This is a genomic window from Roseicella sp. DB1501 (assembly GCF_013112485.1).
Lineage (GTDB): Bacteria > Pseudomonadota > Alphaproteobacteria > Acetobacterales > Acetobacteraceae > Paracraurococcus.
In genome coordinates this window covers 206,870-223,520 of the sequence record NZ_JABFHG010000009.1, presented here as the reverse complement: position 1 = coordinate 223,520, position 16,651 = coordinate 206,870, and the positions used below count along the sequence as shown (strand labels likewise).

At 72.3% G+C, this 16,651-nt stretch carries 15 protein-coding genes; 11 read left to right on the top strand and 4 right to left on the bottom strand.

Annotated features, from left to right (window positions below):
- Nucleotides 1–33: 33 nt before the first annotated feature.
- Both mreC and HJG45_RS18660 read right to left on the bottom strand, forming a co-directional pair.
- Nucleotides 34–870: a rod shape-determining protein MreC gene (gene mreC, locus HJG45_RS18665; protein ID WP_171613773.1), complete on the bottom strand. Its 837-nt coding sequence runs from the start codon at nt 868–870 to the stop codon at nt 34–36.
- A 31-nt stretch (nt 871–901) separates the two neighbouring features.
- Entirely contained in the window at nt 902–1,945 is a 1,044-nt protein-coding gene (locus HJG45_RS18660; protein ID WP_171613771.1) for a rod shape-determining protein, read from the bottom strand.
- 265 nt (nt 1,946–2,210) lie between these two features.
- Between HJG45_RS18660 and proB the strand changes: the two genes are divergently transcribed.
- Complete coding sequence (proB, locus tag HJG45_RS18655) at nt 2,211–3,344, top strand: glutamate 5-kinase (protein ID WP_171613769.1); 1,134 nt, start codon at nt 2,211–2,213, stop codon at nt 3,342–3,344.
- A 7-nt stretch (nt 3,345–3,351) separates the two neighbouring features.
- Here proB and HJG45_RS18650 read toward each other — a convergent pair whose 3' ends face one another.
- On the bottom strand, nt 3,352–4,563 hold the full coding sequence (locus HJG45_RS18650) for a TIGR03862 family flavoprotein (protein ID WP_171613767.1): 1,212 nt from the start codon (nt 4,561–4,563) through the stop codon (nt 3,352–3,354).
- 93 nt (nt 4,564–4,656) lie between these two features.
- Between HJG45_RS18650 and HJG45_RS18645 the strand changes: the two genes are divergently transcribed.
- From HJG45_RS18645 to uvrC, 10 genes are all read left to right on the top strand, one after another.
- Nucleotides 4,657–5,043: a hypothetical protein gene (locus HJG45_RS18645; RefSeq protein WP_171613765.1), complete on the top strand. Its 387-nt coding sequence runs from the start codon at nt 4,657–4,659 to the stop codon at nt 5,041–5,043.
- A 157-nt stretch (nt 5,044–5,200) separates the two neighbouring features.
- Entirely contained in the window at nt 5,201–7,429 is a 2,229-nt protein-coding gene (uvrB, locus tag HJG45_RS18640; protein WP_171613763.1) for an excinuclease ABC subunit UvrB, read from the top strand.
- A gap of 77 nt (nt 7,430–7,506) precedes the next feature.
- Nucleotides 7,507–8,022 (top strand): SRPBCC family protein, encoded by a 516-nt coding sequence (locus HJG45_RS18635; RefSeq protein ID WP_171613761.1) that lies wholly within the window; start codon nt 7,507–7,509, stop codon nt 8,020–8,022.
- A gap of 89 nt (nt 8,023–8,111) precedes the next feature.
- On the top strand, nt 8,112–9,077 hold the full coding sequence (locus HJG45_RS18630; protein ID WP_171613759.1) for an ABC transporter substrate-binding protein: 966 nt from the start codon (nt 8,112–8,114) through the stop codon (nt 9,075–9,077).
- 10 nt (nt 9,078–9,087) lie between these two features.
- Entirely contained in the window at nt 9,088–10,458 is a 1,371-nt protein-coding gene (locus tag HJG45_RS18625) for a trypsin-like peptidase domain-containing protein (RefSeq protein ID WP_171613757.1), read from the top strand.
- 13 nt (nt 10,459–10,471) lie between these two features.
- The gene (locus tag HJG45_RS18620; RefSeq protein WP_171613755.1) at nt 10,472–11,245 is read left to right on the top strand and encodes an ABC transporter permease; all 774 of its coding nucleotides are present in this window, start codon (nt 10,472–10,474) and stop codon (nt 11,243–11,245) included.
- Nucleotides 11,242–12,039 carry an ATP-binding cassette domain-containing protein gene (locus tag HJG45_RS18615; protein WP_171613753.1) on the top strand — a complete coding sequence of 266 codons (798 nt, stop codon included), beginning with the start codon at nt 11,242–11,244 and terminating at the stop codon, nt 12,037–12,039. Before HJG45_RS18620 ends, HJG45_RS18615 begins: the two co-directional genes overlap by 4 nt.
- A 182-nt stretch (nt 12,040–12,221) precedes the next feature.
- A complete protein-coding gene (locus HJG45_RS18610) occupies nt 12,222–13,013 on the top strand; it encodes an SDR family oxidoreductase (protein ID WP_171613751.1) in 792 nt (263 codons plus the stop codon).
- Complete coding sequence (gene folB, locus HJG45_RS18605; RefSeq protein ID WP_254452621.1) at nt 13,010–13,402, top strand: dihydroneopterin aldolase; 393 nt, start codon at nt 13,010–13,012, stop codon at nt 13,400–13,402. Before HJG45_RS18610 ends, folB begins: the two co-directional genes overlap by 4 nt.
- A gap of 333 nt (nt 13,403–13,735) precedes the next feature.
- Nucleotides 13,736–15,580, top strand: coding sequence for an excinuclease ABC subunit UvrC (gene uvrC, locus HJG45_RS18600; protein ID WP_254452620.1), 1,845 nt, complete (start codon nt 13,736–13,738; stop codon nt 15,578–15,580).
- A 73-nt stretch (nt 15,581–15,653) separates the two neighbouring features.
- Here uvrC and HJG45_RS18595 read toward each other — a convergent pair whose 3' ends face one another.
- Nucleotides 15,654–16,346: a CBS domain-containing protein gene (locus HJG45_RS18595; protein WP_171613745.1), complete on the bottom strand. Its 693-nt coding sequence runs from the start codon at nt 16,344–16,346 to the stop codon at nt 15,654–15,656.
- Between the last annotated feature and the right edge of the window lie 305 nt (nt 16,347–16,651).

Sequence of the window (16,651 nt, the reverse complement as noted above, 5' to 3'; positions counted from 1 at the left end):
CCCCGGCTTGTTGCGCGGCGGCGTCAGGTTGCGTCATGGCAGCGCCCCGCCGAGGCCGTAATCGAAGAGCCGCAGCAGGTCGAGCCGGTCGAGCCGGGCGAAGAGATCCACCTCGGCGGCGCCCGAGGCGGTCCGCCGCACCTGGCCGATGGGCAGCCCGGCCGGGAAGGCATGCGCCTCGGCGCTGGTCACCACCCGCTCGCCCTCCCGCGGCTCGGTGCCGGCGGGCCAGTATTGCAGCCGCGGCCGGGCGGCGTTGGTCCCGACCAGCATCGCCCGCGCCCGGCTACCCTCGAGCAGCACCGGGATGCGGCTGTTGAGATCGGTGAGCAGCACCACCCGCGCGGACCGGCTGCCCACCTCCGTCACCCGCCCGGCCAGGCCGCGCGCATCCAGCGCCACCGCGCCCTTGCGCAGCGGATGCTCCGCCCCCGCCAGGGGGCCGGTCGAGAGCAGCACGGCGCGAGCATAGGCGCCGCCGCCATCGGCGACCACGCGGGCGGTGACGAAGGGCGCCGCCGGCTCGGGCAGGAAGCCAAGCTGCCGGCGGAGCTGCGCATTCTCCGCGGTCAGCGCCTGCGCCGCCTCCTGCCACTGGCGGAGACGCCCGTTCTCCTCGCGCAGCCGGGCATTCTCGGCGCGCAGCGCCAGCAGCCCGGCCGCCTCGTCGATGGCGCCGCGCATCGCCCGCAGCGGCTGGCGCAGCGCGTCCCAGGCCGGCACGAAAGCATCGGCGAGCGCCATGCGTGCCCGTTCCGCCAGCAGCGCATCCGCCTTGCCGAGCAGCATGAGGCCGAAGGCGGCGGCGATCAGGGCGGGAAGCGACAGGCGCGACAGCGCCTGGCGGAGCGGGACGCTGAGACGGAACACGGAGAGGAACCTGCCTCGCCTCGATCCCTCTTCAATACATCGAACTCAGCACCTGGCGAAGCCGCTTGATCTCCTCGAGCGCCCGGCCGGTGCCGAGCGCGACGCAGGAGAGCGCATCCTCGGCGACGGCGACCGGCAGGCCGGTCGCGTCCCGCAGCACCTCGTCGAGCCGGGTGAGCAGGGCGCCGCCGCCGGTCAGGACGATGCCCTTGTCGACGATGTCGGCGGCCAGCTCGGGCGGGGTGTTCTCCAGCGCCACCTTCACCGCCTCGACGATTTGCCCGACCGGCTCGGCCAGCGCCTCGGCCACCTGGTGCTGGCTGACCACCACCTCGCGCGGCACGCCATGCATGAGGTCGCGGCCCTTCACCTCGGCCAGCGGCCCCTCCCCGCCATCCTCCGGGGCGCGCGCGGCGCCGATGCCGATCTTGATGCGCTCGGCCGTGCTCTCGCCGATCAGCAGGTTGAAATGGCGCCTGATGTAGCTGATCACCGCCTCGTCCAGCTTGTCGCCGCCGACCCGCACGCTGCGGGCATAGACGATGCCGCCGAGCGAGATCACCGCCACCTCGGTGGTGCCGCCGCCGATATCGACGATCATCGAGCCGGAGGGCTCGGTCACCGGCAGGCCGGCGCCGATGGCCGCCGCCATCGGCTCCTCGATCAGCAGCACCTTGCGGGCGCCGGCCGATTCGGCGCTCTCCTGGATGGCGCGGCGCTCGACGGCGGTGGAGCCGGACGGGACGCAGACGATGATCATCGGCGAGGCGAAGCTGCGCCGGTTGTGCACCTTGCGGATGAAGTGCTTGATCATCTCCTCCGCCACCTCGAAATCGGCGATGACGCCGTCGCGCAGCGGCCGGATGGCAGCGATGTTGCCCGGGGTGCGGCCGAGCATCTGCTTCGCCTCCTCGCCGACCGCCAGGACCTGCTTGCGGCCGCGATGATCGGCGATGGCGACCACGGAGGGCTCGTTCAGCACGATGCCCCGACCCTTCACATAGACCAGCGTGTTCGCGGTCCCGAGGTCGATGGCCATGTCGGCGGAGAGGAAGCCGAACAGGCGAGAGAACATGCAGCAGGCCTTCCACGCGAGGAGCGCACGCCGCCCTCGCCCGCCTTCACGATTGCGGGGGGTCGGTTTCCACCGTGGATAGCGCGGCCTCCGACTGCCGCTCAAGCATTCCGTCCGCCATCAAACCGGATCGGCTGCGAAGCGTGCCATCGCCGCATCACGGGCGATGCCCGGGCGCCGCGCCGGCCAGCCCTGCGGGCGCGTCCTTTCAGCCCTGCGGGTGGGGCTTTTCCCTGGGCGGGCGGCGCGTGCTATGCGCCCGCCCATGCAGCCCCAGAACGACATCCCGACGCTCGCCACGGCGCGGCGCGTGGTGGTGAAGATCGGCTCCGCCCTGGTCGTGGAGGAGCGCACCGCGGCGCCGCGCGCCGGCTGGCTGGCCAGCGTCGCCGCCGATGTCGCCCTGCTGCGCGCCCGCGGCACCGAGGTCATCCTCGTCTCCTCCGGCGCCATCGCCCTGGCCCGCCGCGCGCTCGGCCTCACCCGCCGCAAGCTGCGGCTGGAGGAGAAGCAGGCGGCGGCGGCAGTGGGGCAGATCCGCCTCGCCGGCGCCTGGGCGGCGGCGCTCGACTCGGTCGGGCTGCCGGCGGCGCAGCTCCTGCTGACGCTCGAGGACAGCGAGGACCGGCGGCGCTACCTGAATGCCCGCGCCACGCTCGGCACGCTGCTCGAGCTCGGCTGCGTGCCGGTGATCAACGAGAACGACACGGTGGCGACGGCCGAGATCCGCTTCGGCGACAATGACCGCCTCGCCGCCCGCGTCGCCGAGATGACCGGCGCGGATGCCCTGATCCTGCTCTCCGACATCGACGGGCTCTACACCGCCGATCCGCGCCGGGACCCGACGGCGGCGCATCTGCCGGTGGTGCCGCGCCTGACCGAGGAGATCATGGCGATGGGCGGCGAGCCGCCCCCTGGCTATTCCTCGGGCGGCATGCGCACCAAGCTGATCGCGGCGCGGATCGCCACCGGGGCGGGCTGCGCCATGGCCATCGCCCTCGGCCAGCGCGACAACCCGCTGCGGGCCATCGAGACGGGGGCGCGCTGCACCTGGTTCCTGCCGACGCCGGAGGGGCGGACGGCGCGCAAGCGCTGGATCGCCGGCTCCCTCGCCCCGCTCGGCACCCTCACCGTCGATGCCGGGGCGGCGCGGGCGCTGGCCCGCGGCTCCTCCCTGCTGCCGGCGGGCGTGCGGGCGGTGGAAGGCAGCTTCCATCGCGGCGACCCGGTGCGGGTGCAGGACGAGGCCGGGCACGAGCTGGCGCGCGGCCTCGCCGCCTATGACGCCGAGGATGCCCGGCGCATTGCCGGCCATCGCAGCGAGGCGCTGGAGGAGTTGCTCGGCTGGCGCGGCCGCGACGAGATCGTGCACCGCGACGACCTGGTGCTGCTGGGCTGACGCCGGTTCAGCCCGGCACCGCCCGCCGCCGCGCCCAGGCGAGCGCCCCGAGGCCGGCGCCGCGCCCGGTGGCGAAGCAGGCCTGCAGCAGATAGCCCCCGGTCGGCGCCTCCCAGTCCAGCATCTCGCCGCAGGCGAAGACCCCGGGCCGCGTGCGCAGCATCAGGCGCTCGTCCAGCGCCGCCCGGCGCAGCCCGCCGGCCGAGGAGATGGCCCACTCCAGCCCCATCGGCGCCTCCAGCCGCAGCTGCAGCGCCTTCACCAGCCGGGAGAGCGGCGCGGTAGCGCCGGCCCGCAGCGCCTCCTGCACCAGGGCGATGCCAACCGGGGCGAGGCCGGCGCGGCGCAGGTGGTTGGCCAGCGAGACGCCGCCGCGCGGCGCATCCAGCCGCGCCGCCAGCGCCGCCATGTCGAGATCGGGCCGCAGGTCGAGGGCCAGCGTCACCGGCCCCGCCGCCGCGATCGCCTCGCGCAGCGTCCCGGACAGGGCATAGACCGCGCCGCCCTCGATCCCGGCCTCGGTCAGCACCGCCTCCCCGCGCACCGTCTCGCCCCGGAAGCCGAGGGCGATGCGCTTCAGCGGCACGCCGGCGAAGCGCTGCCGGAGATGCTCCGACCAGGCGATGCGGAAGCCGCAATTGGCCGGCCGCAGCGGCGCCACCTCGGGCAGCAGCGCCGCCCAGGCGCCATCCGCGCCGAGGCGCGGCCAGGAGGCGCCGCCGAGCGCCAGCACGGTCGCCGCCGGGCGCAGGTGGAGGGGCCCGTCCGGCGTCCCCAAGACGAGCGCCCCCTCCGCCCAGCCCTGCCAGCGATGCCGCGGCCGCAGCGCCACGCCGAGCCCGGCCAGGCGCGCCAGCCAGGCGCGCAGCAGTGGCGAGGCCTTCATCGCCCGGGGAAAGACCCGGCCGGAGCTGCCGGTGAAGCAGGGCTGCCCCAGCCCCTCGGCCCAGGCGATGAGGGCGGCGGGCGGGAAGGCCTCGATCCAGGGCGCCAGCCAGTCCCGGGCGGCGCCGTAGCGGTCGAGGAAGGCGGGCAGGGGCTCGGAATGGGTCAGGTTCAGCCCGCCGCGGCCGGCGATGAGCAGCTTCCTCGCCGGCGAGGGCATATGGTCGAGCACCGTCACGGCCGCGCCGCCCGCGGCCGCCGCCTCCGCCGCTATCAGCCCGGCCGGGCCGGCGCCGATCACCGCGACCAGCGGCCGCTCCCCGCTCGCATCCATGGCGACTTGTAACCGCCGCCGCTGCCCCGGTGAACCCGATGCCCTCGCCATCGTTCATGAAGTCGAACCGAATCCGGGACGGAGGACGAAGCAATGGGTTACCTCTCCAGCCTGCGCGATCGCGGCGAGGATGCACGCGACACCGCGGAGGATTACGGCCGCCGCGCCGCCGGTCGGCTGCGCGACACCGGCGACCGGCTGCGCGACCGCGGCGAGGATGCGCGCGGCGAGCTGTCGCGGCTGTGGAACCAGCTCGAGGACCTGATCGAGCGGCGGGTGCGGCCGGCGGCCTCCGATGCGGCCGATTATGCCGGCACCTATGCCCGCCAGGCCGGCGGCTATGCCCGGCAGGGGCGCGACATGGCCTATGACGTGGCGGACCACCTGCGGGATGCGACGCGCTCGCGGCCGTTGGTCGCCATCGGCATCGCGGTCGCGGCGACCTGGCTGATCTCCGGCATGCTGCGCAGCAAGCGCTAGCGCCTTCCTGTCCTCCTGACGCCAAGGGGGCCAGCACGATCTGCCGCGGCGGTGCGGCGGAAGGGGAGCGGGTGTCGGCGAGGCCGGCGCCCGTTGCCGTATCGAGACGCCTTGACGCTCGACTTCGCGCGCCCGCGACACCAAATTCGGGGGCAAGATGAGCCATCTTCCCCCCGTCCTGTTCCATCCCCCGAAGCGCCCCGCCCCGCCGCCCGAGCGGGTGCTGAAGGTCGTCTCGCCCTTCGAGCCGAATGGCGACCAGCCCACCGCGATCCGGGAGCTGGTGGCCGGGTTGCGGGCGAATGAGCGGGACCAGGTGCTGCTCGGCGTCACCGGCTCCGGCAAGACCTTCACCATGGCCAAGGTGATCGAGGCGGTGCAGCGCCCGACCCTGATCCTGGCCCCAAACAAGACGCTGGCGGCGCAGCTCTATGGGGAGATGAAGAGCTTCTTCCCGGAGAATGCGGTCGAGTATTTCGTCTCCTACTATGACTACTACCAGCCCGAAGCCTATGTCCCGCGCACCGACACCTATATCGAGAAGGATGCGCAGATCAACGAGCAGATAGACCGCATGCGGCATTCCGCGACGCAGGCGCTGCTCGAGCGGAACGACGTGGTCATCGTCGCCTCGGTTTCCTGCATCTACGGCATTGGCTCGGTCGAGACCTACAGCCGCATGGTGGTCAAGCTCGAGCTCGGCGGGCGGATCGACCGCGACACGCTGGTCAAGGGGCTGGTCGAGCAGCAATACCGCCGCAACGACAGCTTCTTCGCCCGCGGCACCTTCCGCATCCGCGGCGAGACGGTGGATATCTGGCCCTCGCATCTGGAGGACCGCGCCTGGCGCATCAGTCTGTTCGGCGACGAGGTGGACGGCATCCGCGAATTCGACCCGCTGACCGGCGAGGTGACGGCGGAGATGGAGCGCGTCTCCATCTACGCCAACAGCCACTACGTGACGCCGCGGCCGACGCTCAACCAGGCGATCATCCAGATCAAGCAGGAGCTGAAGGAAACGCTGGCGAAGCTTGAAGCCGAGGGCAAGCTGCTGGAGGCGCAGCGCCTCGGCCAGCGAACGCAATTCGATCTCGAGATGCTGGAGACCACCGGCTCCTGCAAGGGGATCGAGAACTACTCCCGCTACCTCTCCGGCCGCGGCCCCGGCGAGCCGCCGCCGACGCTGTTCGAATACCTGCCGGAGAACGCGCTGCTGGTCGTCGACGAGAGCCACGTCACCATCGGCCAGCTCGGCGGCATGTATCGCGGCGACTTCGCGCGCAAGAGCGTCCTCGCCGATTTCGGCTTCCGCCTGCCCTCCTGCATGGACAACCGGCCGCTGAAATTCGAGGAGTGGGACACCTACCGCCCCAATACGGTCTTCGTCAGCGCCACCCCCGGGTCCTGGGAGATGGAGCGGACCGGCGGCGTCTTCGCCGAGCAGGTCATCCGGCCCACCGGCCTGGTCGACCCCGTGACCGACATCCGGCCCGTCGAAGGCCAGGTGGACGACCTGCTGGCCGAGTGCCGCGAGGCGGTGAAGAAAGGCGGCCGCGTCCTCGTCACCACCCTGACCAAGCGCATGGCCGAGGACCTGACGGAGTACATGACCGAGGCGGGGCTGAAGGTGCGCTACCTGCACTCGGACGTGGATACGCTGGAGCGGATCGAGATCATCCGCGACCTGCGGCGCGGCGGCTTCGACGTGCTGGTCGGCATCAACCTGCTGCGGGAGGGGCTCGATATCCCCGAATGCGTGCTGGTCGCCATCCTGGATGCCGACAAGGAGGGCTTCCTCCGCAGCACCACCTCGCTCATCCAGACCATCGGTCGCGCCGCCCGCAACGCCGAGGGGCGCGTCGTGCTCTATGCCGACCGCATGACCGACAGCCTGCGCCGGGCGATCGAGGAGACCGAGCGCCGTCGCGCCAAGCAGATGGCCTGGAATGCCGAGCACGGCATCACGCCGCAGACCATCAAGCGGCAGATCGCCGATGTCATGCAATCGGTCTACGAGCAGGACTACGTGACGGTCGAGGCGGTGGAGGGCGACGCCACGGCGCAGTTCGTTGGCAAGGACCTGCGGGCCTCCATCGCCGAGCTCGAGAAGCGCATGCGCGCCGCGGCGGCGGACCTGGAATTCGAGGAGGCGGCGCGGCTGCGCGACGAGATCAAGCGGCTCGAGGCGCTCGATCTCGGCCTGGAGCCGAACCTCGCCGGCCGCAGCCTGCAGGAGGCGGCGCCGCGCGCCAGCGGCGCGACCCGCCCCAAGGCGCGGCAGGACTGGAAGCCGAAGCCGCTCGGCCCCGGTGGCGGCGGCTACGATCCGGAGAAGCGCGGCCGCGGCGGCCGCCGCGCCGCCGGCGGCCGGGCGCGGCAGGCCTAGGCCACGCCGCGGCAGGGCCCGCGGGAACGCCCTCCGCCGCCGCGGCGTTCGCGCCGCACAGCAGGAGGAAACGTCCCATGGGCGACTATGCCGGCCGCGTCGAGATCGCCCGTCCGCCAGCGGAGGTCTTTGCCTTCCTCGCCGATATCCGCAACATGCCGCGCTACCTGCCGACGGTGACGCGGGTCGATCCGCAGGGCCGGCATGGCGACCATGACGATGTCGCCGTCGAGGGCCGGGCCGCGGATCATGGCTATCACGACGAGGGCTGGCTGAAGGCCGAGCCCGAGACGCGTCGGATGCAGTGGGGCTCGCATGGCGAGCACGGCTATGGCGGCAGCCTGGAGGTGACGGAAGCGGAAGGCGGTTCGGCCGTCGCCCTGCAGCTCCACCTCACGCAGAAGCCGGGTGCCGCGGCGCAGGGGCATGGCGATGCGGAGATGCAGGCGGCCCTGCAGCGCACCCTCGCCAGCATAAAGGCGTGCTGCGAGGCGCCGGAGGGCCCGGCGGCGCAGGAGACCGGCCAGGGCACGGATGAGCTGCCGGACAGCCGTCCCTTCGGCAGCAGCGCGACGATGAACCCGGATCTCTGACCCGCCCAAGCGCTTGCTGCGGCGCAATAAGCCCTTGCGCGGCCGATCCTCTCCGATAGGCTCGGCCGGACGCCGTGGGAGTCGCCGCCATGTTCCGACGCAGCCTTCTCGCCGGCACGACCGGTGCCCTCGCCCTGCCGGTGCTGGCCGCGCCGCGGCTCGCCCGCGGTCAGGGGCTGCCGAAGATCACCATCGGCATGTCGGGCTGGACCGGCTTCGCGCCGCTGACCCTCGCCGAGCAGGCCGGGCTGTTCAAGGCGAACGGCGTCGAGGTCGAGACCAAATTCGTGCCGCAGCGCGAGCGCAACCTGGCGCTGGCCTCCGGCTCGCTGAACTGCGTGGTGACCACGGTCGACACCATGATCCTCTGGGCGAGCACCATCCCGCTGGTGCAGGTGCTGGTGCTCGACCGCAGCCATGGCGGCGACGGCATCGGCGCCCGGCCCGGCATCAAGGGCTTCGCCGACCTCAAGGGCAAGACCATCGCGGTGGACGGCCCCGGCACCTCGCCCTACTTCCTCATGGCCTACATGTTCCGCGAGAACGGGCTCTCGGTGAAGGACGTGCAGACCGCGACCCTGGCGCCGCAGCCGGCGGCCCAGGCCTTCGTCGCCGGGCAGTTCGATGCCTGCGCCACCTATGAGCCCTACCTCTCGCAGGTCCGCGGCATGGGCGAGGACAAGGGCCGCATCCTGGCGACGACGCTCGACTATCCCTGCATCGTCGACACCCTCGCCTTCCAGCCCGCCTTCATCAGCGCGAATCCCGAGGCGGTGAAGCGGGTGGTGAAGTCCTGGTTCGACGCGGTCGAGATGATCAAGGCCGAGCCGGAGAAGAGCTTCGGCATCATGGGCAAGCGGGTGAACCAGAGCGCCGAGCAGTTCAAGGCGAGCGCCGCGTTCATCGAATGGATGGATGCGGCGAGGAACCGGGACTACGTCGCCAAGGGCCTGCCGGAGTTCCAGCGCAAGGCCTATGCCGTGCAGCGCGAGACCGGCGTGGTGCGGCAGGAGGTCGACCTGTCGAAGCTGCTCGATCCGCGCTTCCTCGCCTGACCCGCCGCGGATGCGCCCGATTCGCGCCCTGCTGGCGCTCGCCGCCGTCCTGATCGCGGCGCCGGCGCGGGCCGAGGTGCCGCCGCCGCCGGGCTTCGCCGATCTCGTCGCCGCGGTGCAGCCGGCGGTGGTGCGGATCGAGACGCTCGAGCATGCCGCGACCGCGCCGCGCGGCCATGGCGCCCGCCTTGCCCAACCTTCGCAGGACAAGGCTCCGCCCGAGCTGCTCGGCGCCGGCTCCGGCTTCCTCATCGATGCCGAGGGCACCGTCGTCACCAACCACCATGTGGCCGGCGAGGCGCAGCGCATCACCGTCACCCTGGCCGATGGCCGGGACTTCCCCGCCCGGCTGCTCGGCAGCGACCCCGCCACCGACATCGCCGTGCTGCGGATCGAGCCGCCGCTCGGCGCGCCGCCCCTGCCCTTCCTGCGCTTCGCCGAGGGCGCGCCGCCGCGGCCGGGAGATTGGGCGCTCGTCGTCGGCAATCCCTTCGGCCTCGGCGCCTCGGTCTCGCTCGGCATCGTCTCGGCGCAGGGGCGCAACCTCGGCGGCCTCGCCTGGGGCGAGCTGATCCAGACCGATGCGGCGATCAATCCCGGCAATTCCGGCGGCCCGCTCTTCGACGCGGCCGGGCGCGTGGCCGGCGTGACGACGGCGATCGTCACCCCGACCGGCGGCTCGGTCGGCATCGGCTTCGCGGTGCCGGCGCAGGTGGCGGCGCCGGTGGTCACGGCGCTGGCGATCGAGGGGCGGGTGCGGCGCGGCTGGCTCGGCCTGCAGGCCCAGGCGATGACGCGGGAGCTGTCGCGCGCCATGGGCGGCGCGCCGCCGCAGGGGGCGCTGGTCGATGCGGTGGTGCCGGACGGGCCGGCGGCGCGCGCCGGGCTGCAGCCGGGCGACGTCGTCTTCGCGCTCGACGGGCTGCCGGCCGTGGGGCCTCTCGCCATCGCCCATGGCATCGCGCTGCGGCCGCCGGGCAGCACCGCCACGCTCTCGGTCTGGCGCGCCGGGCAGGAGCGGGTGGTGACCGCCCTCCTCGCCGACACGCCGGCGCCGCCCCCGGCCGCCGCCGCGCCGCCCGCGGCGCCGGAGCACCGCGGCTACGGCCTCGCCCTCGGCGCCATCACCCGCGCGGCGCGAACGGCGCAGCACCTGCCGCCGGAGATGCCGGGCGCGCTGGTGACGCGGGTGACGCCGGGCGGCACCGCCGAGGCGGCGGGGCTGCGCGCCGGCGACCTCATCCTCGGCATCGGCAGCGCCGCCATCCGCGGGCCGCAGGAGGCGGCGGCGGCGCTGCGGGCGGCCGGCAGCGCCGGCGTGGCGCTGCGCGTGCTGCGCGGCGATGCGGCGATCTACGTCGCCCTGCCGGCGCCGGGCTGAGGGGGAGGATGCGATGCAGCCGCTGAGGCCGGTCCCGCCCGGCGCCCGCCTGCTGCTCGGCGCCGGCTTCTTCGCCGTCTTCCTCGGCCTCTGGGCCTGGGTGACGGAGGGCGGGCATGTGCCGGCGCTGTTCCTCGCCTCGCCGGGGCGGACGCTGGCGGCCGGCTGGTCGCTGCTGACCGAATATGGCTTCCTCGGCGACATCGCCGTCACCGTCTTCCGCGTGGTCGGCGGCTTCCTCATCGCCGCCGTCCTCGCCGTGCCGCTCGGCCTGCTGATGGGCGCCTTCAAGCCGGTGGAGGCCTTCTTCGAACCCTTCTTCTCCTTCGCCCGCTACCTGCCGGCCTCGGCCTTCATCCCGCTGCTGATCCTCTGGGCCGGAGTGGGGGAGGCGCAGAAGCTCGCGGTCATCGTCATCGGCAGCGTCTTCCAGCTCGTCATCATGGTGGCGGTGATCGCGGGCGGCACGCGCATGGACCTGGTGGAGGCGGCCTACACCCTCGGCTCGCGCCCGCTCGGCATCCTGCGGCGGGTGGTGATCCCGGCCGCGGCGCCGCAGGTGGCGGAGACGCTCCGCCTCGTGCTCGGCTGGGCCTGGACCTATGTCATCGTCGCCGAGCTGATCGGGGCGAGCAGCGGCATCGGCCACATGATCATGGACAGCCAGCGGCTGCTGGACACCGGGCAGATGATCTTCGGCATCGTGGTGATCGGGGTGATCGGGCTGGTGACGGATTTCGCAGTGAAGCTGCTGAACCGGCGGCTGTTCCCCTGGGCGGCGCTGTGAGCGACAAGACGCTCCGCATCGACGGCGTTACCCGCACCTTCCCGGCGCGCGGCCGGACCCCACCGACGCTGGCGCTGCAACCCACCTCGCTCTCCGTCGCGCCGGGCGAGTTCGTCGCCATCCTCGGCCCCTCGGGCTGCGGCAAGTCGACGCTGCTCCGGATCGTCGCCGGGCTCGACCGCCCGACCGCCGGCACCGTCAGCCTGGATGGCCGCCCGGTCGCCGGCCCCGGCCCGAATCGCGGCATGGTCTTCCAGTCCTACACCCTCTTTCCCTGGCTGACCGTCGAGCGGAACATCCGCTACGGCCTGGTCGAGCGCGGCCTCCCCGAGGCCGAGCAGGCCGCCATCGCCGCCCGCTTCATCGCCCGCACCGGCCTCGCCGGCTTCGAGAACCACTGGCCGCGGCAGCTCTCGGGCGGCATGCAGCAGCGCACGGCCCTGGCCCGGGCCCTGGCCAACGACCCGGAGATCCTGCTGCTCGACGAGCCCTTCGGCGCCCTCGACCACCAGACCCGCGAGCTGATGCAGGAGCTGCTGCTGGAGATCTGGCAGGGGGACCGCAAGACCGTGCTCTTCGTCACCCATGACATCGACGAGGCGATCTTCCTGGCGAACCGGGTGCTGGTGATGTCCGCCCGCCCCGGCCGCATCAAGGCCGAGGTGCCGGTGCCGCTGCCCTATCCGCGCGAGTGGACGGTGAAGACCACGCCGGAATTCGGCGCCCTGAAGGCTCGGCTGATGGCGGAGATCCGGGAGGAGGTGCGGCGCGCCGCGGTTTCTACTGGAACATGAGTTGTCACCATTCTATATCGCTCGGCCCATTCAACCCGCTGGATTGAGTTTCGTGACCTTTTGCATGTCGATCATCGCCGTCGCCGCCATCCTCACCGCCTTCTCCCTGGCCGGCGGCATGCACGGCTGAGGCCTCCGCGCGTTCCCCTGCCATGACGCAGGCTGCTACAGAGGGCACAGGCATGAGCCCTCCCCTTCCCATCTCTCCCCGCATCCCGCGCGCGGCGCTGGTCACCGGCGGCGCCAAGCGGCTCGGCCGCGCCATCGCGCTCGCCCTGGCGGGGCAGGGCTTCGACCTCGCCATCCACTATGCCGGCAGCGCCGCCGAGGCGGAGGCGACCGCCGCCGAGATCCGCGGCCTTGGCCGCCGCGCCGTCACGCTGCGGGCCGACTTGGCGCGCGAGGCGGAGGTCGGCGGCCTTGTCCCGGCCGCGACGGCGGCGCTCGGCCCGCTCGGCGTGCTGGTGAACAATGCCAGCACCTTCGAGCGGGACGAGTGGGAGGATGTGACTCGCGAGAGCTGGGACGCCCATATGGAGCCCAATCTTCGCGCCCCCTTCGTGCTGATCCAGGCCTTCGCCCGCGCCCTGCCCGCGGCGGCCGAGGGCGCGGTGATCAACATGCTCGACCAGCGCGTCTGGTCCCTCACCCCGCATTTCGTCAGCTACAGCCTGTCCAAGGCCGGGCTCTGGGCGCTGACCCAGTCCATGGCCCTGGCCCTGGCACCGCGCATCCGGGTGAACGGCATCGGCCCCGGACCGGCCCTGCCCAGCCCGCGCCAGAGCCAGGCGCAGTTCGACCGCCAGGCGGCCAGCGTGCCGCTGCGCCACGGCACCAGCCCGGCGGAAATCGCGCGCGCCGCCGTCACCATCCTTGCCCTGCCGGCGATGACCGGCCAGATGCTCGCCCTCGATGGCGGGCAGCATCTGCAATGGTCGCCGCGCGGCGTAGTGGCAGGGGGGCCGGAGGAATGAGCTTCGCGCCGGATGCCGGGCAGGGGCTGCGGCTGGTCTTCGTGCAGGGCCTCGCCCTGCAGGCGCGGCTCGGCGTGTATCCGCACGAGAAGGCGGCGCCGCAACGGGTGGTGATCGGGATCGAGCTGGCGGTGGAGGACGATGCGGCGCCGAGCGCGGTCGGCGCGGATGACTTCCGCCGGGTGGTGGACTACGAGCGGCTGGTGAAGGCGGCGCGGGCGGAGGCGGCCTCGGGCCATCTGCTGCTGGTAGAAACCCTGGCGGAACGGATCGCTCAGGCAGCGTTGTCTGATCCGCGCGTGTTACGAGCACGAGTGCGTGTAGAGAAGCCGGATGCCTTCCCCGATGCGGCCTCGGTGGGGGTTGTCATCGAAAGGACGCGGTCTTGACACGCAGGTTTGCGTGCAACTCATCCACCAGCCTCGCGATAGCGTTAGACTCTTTCTCCCTGAAACAGAATGGTTACAGACCGACTGTTGCGAACCAGTTCGGTTCGTGGAAATCGTTGGACATCAGCATTTTAGACAATTGCTCGAATCTTTGGCATTCAATCTGTCCCGGGACCTGGCAATCGGTCGAGGCGTTTCCCCAATTCCCGTCCACAAGCTTATCCACAGGCGGGTTGGGGTAGTTCCCCTATCGTCGGGCGGCCCAAGATGTAATCGAAACGCATGAGTCAAGCGGAATCTGAACCGGTCGCTCCAGCGGCTGACGCGGCAGTGATGGAGGGGGTACGGGTCATCGAGACCGCCCTCGCCACCCTGCCGCATGCGCCCGGCGTGTACCGCATGCTCGATGCCCGGGGCGACGCGCTCTATGTCGGCAAGGCCCGGGCGCTGCGGCGGCGGGTGCATGCCTATACCCAGATCGCCCGGCTGCCCGAGCGGCTGCGGCGCATGGTGCACGAGACCCGCAGCCTCGAGGTCATCACCACCGCCTCCGAGGCGGAGGCGCTGCTGCTCGAGGCCAACCTCATCAAGCGGTTGCGGCCGCGCTACAACATCGTCCTCCGCGACGACAAATCCTATCCCTGGCTGGTCCTGACCGAGGACCACCCCTATCCGCAGATCACCAAGCACCGTGGCGAGCGGCGCAAGGGCGCCAGCTACTGGGGTCCCTTCGCCTCGGCCTGGGCGGTGAACCAGACCCTCACCGCCCTGCAGCGCGTCTTCCTGCTGCGGAGCTGCCGCGACACCGTCTTCGACACGCGCAGCCGGCCCTGCCTGCTGTTCCAGATCCGCCGCTGCTCGGCGCCCTGCGTCGACCGCATCTCGCGCGAGGATTATGCCGGCCTGGTGCAGCAGGCGAAGCAGTTCCTCTCCGGCGAGACGCCGAGCATCCAGCGCGAGCTGGCCAAGGAGATGGAGTCGGCGGCCGAGGCGCTGGAATTCGAGCGCGCCGCGGCGATCCGCGACCGCATCCGCGGCCTGACCCATGTGCAGGGCCGCGACCGGATCAACATGGAGGGCATCGGCGATGCCGATGTGGTGGCGCTGCACCAGATGGCGGGCCAGACCTGCGTGCAGGTCTTCTTCTTCCGCGGCGGCCGCAACAACGGCAACCGACCCTATTTCCTGAGCAAGGGCGAGCAGGGGCCGGAAGAGGTGATGGAGGCCTTCCTCACCCAGCTCTACGACGACCTGCCGCCGCCGCCGCTGGTCCTGCTGAGCCATGAGCCGGCCGAGCAGGGGCTGATCGCCGAGGCGCTCTCCATCAAGGCCGGCCGGAAGGTGGAGCTGCACCGGCCGCAGCGCGGCGACAAGCGCGCCGCGGTCGAGCATGCCGCGACCAATGCCAGGGAGGCGCTGGAGCGGAAGCTGGCCGAGGGCACGGCGCAGGAGGCGCTGCTGCAGGGCGTGGCGCGGGTCTTCGACCTGCCGGCGGTGCCGGAGCGGATCGAGGTCTACGACAACAGCCATATCCAAGGCAGCAACGCCTATGGCGTCATGGTCGCCGCCGGCCCCTCGGGCTTCCTGAAGCAGGCCTACCGCAAATTCTCGATCCGTGGCCCTGTCACGCCAGGCGATGATTTCGGCATGATGCGCGAGGTCTTCGAGCGCCGTTTCGGCCGCGCCCTGAAGGAGGATCCGGGGCGCGAGAGCGGCAGCTGGCCCGACCTGGTGCTGATCGATGGCGGGCTCGGCCAGCTCAACGCGGCGCGGGAGATCCTGGCCGAGATGGGGGTGGACGACGTGCCGCTGGTCGCCGTCGCCAAGGGGCCGGACCGCGATGCCGGGCGCGAGTGGTTCCACCGCACCGGCCATCCCCCCTTCCAGCTGCCGCCGCGCGACCCGGTGCTCTACTACCTGCAGCGGCTGCGCGACGAGGCGCATCGCTTCGCCATCACCACCCACCGCGCCGGCCGCTCGAAATCCCTGGTGCGGAGCGAGCTGGACGAGATCCCGGGCGTCGGCACGGCGCTGAAGCGCAAGCTGCTCAACCATTTCGGCAGCGCCCGCGGCGTGCGCAACGCGGCGCTCGCCGATCTCGAGAACGCGCCGGGCATCGGTCCGAGCGTGGCGCGCCGCATCTACGGGCATTTCCACCCCGGCATGGCGGAGGGATGAAGGCCGACGGCGCAGGCCGGGACCAGGACGCGGCGGACCCCGCCGCGCCCTCCGCCGCGCCCCCGGCCGCGCCTCAGAGCGAGGCGCGCAGGATCCGCGGCATCGGCTCGGTCCGGACCTCGACCGCCGTTACGCCGGGCAAAGCCCGGGCCAGCACGGCGAGGCCCTGGCGCACCTCCTCCGAGCGATGGAAGCCGTAGAAGGCGACGGTGCCGTCCTTCACGGTCGGGAAGACATAGAAGGTGTCGACCCAGGGCTGCTCCCGCATGGCGGCGATCACCGCCTTCAACAGGGCCGCGTCGGTCTGCTCGCCGGGCGCCGCCTCGGGCGGGACCAGGACGGCGCGCAGCAGGTCGGCGCGGCTGACGATGCCGGCGAGCTTCCCATCCTTCAGCACCGGCACGCGGCGGATCTGGTGGCGCTCCATCAGCCGGGCGATCTCCTCCGCCTCGGCCTCCTCGTCGACGGTGACCAGCTCGCGGGTCATCACGTCGGCGGCCTTCGCGCCATGCGCCTTGGCGAAGCGCTGCGCCAGCCGCCGGGAATCGGCGAAGAGGCCGAGGAACCAGCCAAGCGGGCCGCGCTTCTCCTCGGCCAGGCGGCGGATCAGGTCGCCTTCCGTCACCAGCCCGACAAGCCTGCCCTCGGCATCCGTCACCGGCACGGCCGAGATGCCGCGGCTGGCCAGAAGCTCCGCCACGCCCGCCACCGGCGTCTCCGGCGGCACCACGACGAGGCTGGTGGTCATGAGATCGCGTGCCTTCACAGCATTCTCCCGGTCTTGTCGCGGGCCGCCTTCCGGCCCGCGGGTCCTCCATTCATACCGGCGACCCGGCGAGCGGGCCTTGCGCCACAGCAAGTGGCCGGCGCCAGACGTGATGCCGGCCCGGGACCGCCACAAGCCGCAGGCCATGACTGAAAGCGGGCCTCGATCCTGCATCCCGGTGGGTCGGTCCCATCCTTGGGCATCCCGTGCCGATATCGTGCCGGCGCGGCAACCAGACACAGGGCCTCGCTCCGCCGGCCTGGCCCCATCCCGGGCTTGCCCCGGCGCGGTCGCTCGGCCATGAC